At 37.6% G+C, this 1746-nt stretch carries 1 protein-coding gene; it reads right to left on the reverse strand.

Annotation, left to right across the window (positions count from 1 at the left end; genetic code table 11):
* Positions 1–497: 497 nt before the first annotated feature.
* Positions 498–1746: NupC/NupG family nucleoside CNT transporter (locus E1171_RS01820; RefSeq protein ID WP_155203497.1), on the reverse strand; the 1249-nt coding region annotated here is incomplete at its 5' end.

Raw genomic sequence — 1746 nt, forward strand, 5'->3', positions numbered from 1 at the left:
GTCCCAGTTGGCCGCTTTGGTATCCCCCCGAACACATTTTCTTCGTTTGCAAAGCAAATGTATAGCCTTTTCCAGAAAATTAAAAATAAATTAAGCTACAAAATTCAAGAAAAGTTTTAACCTTTTGATTGTCAGCACAATTATTTTTCTTTAAAATTCTTAAAAAAACCAGTTCATCCCATCACCCCTGTCCTTTTACACAATTGGCTAAGCCATTAGGAACCAATTAAGAAAAATAGGCCTACTTCACAACTAGGAATTATTCCCCTTAAATGAAAGGTAAAACCTTTCCCTAAAGAATTCCAAACCTTAATTATGAGCAATTTCACCTCTATTGGAAGGAAGGATAGAATTCATGGTCAAAAAATAAAAGGAGATCCTTTAATGTCTGACAAGAAAAAGAAATTATTAAAGGAAAAAATTAGGGGAATATTAATTTTTTGGGACTCCCCTAATAGAATAAGTTACGTTTCAATCCACTTGAAATTTCTGAAAACTTAGATCATCATTGCACCAGCAATAGTTGCTGTCATCATACAAGCTAAAGTAGCCGCCAATAAAGCCTTCATCCCTGCCTTAGACAAATTTCCTTGCTGATTTGGAGCCATTGAACCAATTCCACCCACCTGAATAGCTATAGAGCTAAAATTAGAGAATCCACACAAGGCATAAGTAGATATAATTATAGATTTAGTACTTAATATTCCAGCTGCTTTCACTTTAGAAAGGTCCAAATAAGCCACAAATTCATTAATAACTGTTTTTTGACCAAGCAAACTTCCCACTATCAAGGTTTCATCCCAATTTACTCCCATTGCCCAGGCAAAGACTCTAAAAATTTGTCCTAAGATGTATTCTAGGGAAAATTGCTGAAACTTTCCCCCTGTAGATTGGGCAACAAATTCATTCAAACCTGTCCATTCACCGACCATTCCGGAAAGCAAGTAATTTACAAAAGCGATAACAGCGATAAAAGCCATTAGCATACCTCCAACATTGAGGGCCAGCTTTAATCCATCAGATGCTCCGTTGGAAAGAGCATCAATCAAATTCACCCCCAAACTTTCTTGACTAACTTTCAATTCCGTATTGATTTTACCAGGCTCTGTCTCTGGCATAATAATTTTAGAAAGTACAATCGCCGCAGGAGCATTCATTAGAGAAGCACTTAAAAGATAAGAAGCAAATTTAGTCTGTTCGACAGGGTCTCCTCCTCCTAAAAATGAAACATATCCAGCAAGCACTCCACCAGCAATAGTGGCCATACCGCCAGTCATCAAACACATCAATTCAGATTTAGTCATGTGCGGCACAAATGGACGTACCAATAAAGGCGCCTCTGTTTGACCCAAAAAAATATTTCCCGCTGCTGACAAACTCTCAGGTCCAGAAAGGCGCATGGTACGAGCCATAACCCATGCGATAGCCCACACAATTTTTTGCAATATTCCTAGATAATATAAACCTGCTGAAACAGTAGAAAAGAATATAATGGTAGGTAAAACTTGAAAGGCAAAGATAAAACCAAGAGATCCATCTGCACTTGCCAAATCACCAAAAAGGAACTTAGCTCCATCGGTAGAAAAATTCAAAAACGTTACAAAGCCAGCACTCACATAATCAAACACTTCTGAAACAAACCCAACCTTTGTAATAAGCAATCCAAAAATAACTTGAAGGCTGACGCCAATACCCACCAGCTTCCAATCTATCGCCTTTCTATTGTTTGAAAACAAAAAGGCAACA

Origin of the sequence: Xanthovirga aplysinae, assembly GCF_009711365.1 — a bacterium.
GTDB classification, from domain to species: domain Bacteria; phylum Bacteroidota; class Bacteroidia; order Cytophagales; family Cyclobacteriaceae; genus Xanthovirga; species Xanthovirga aplysinae.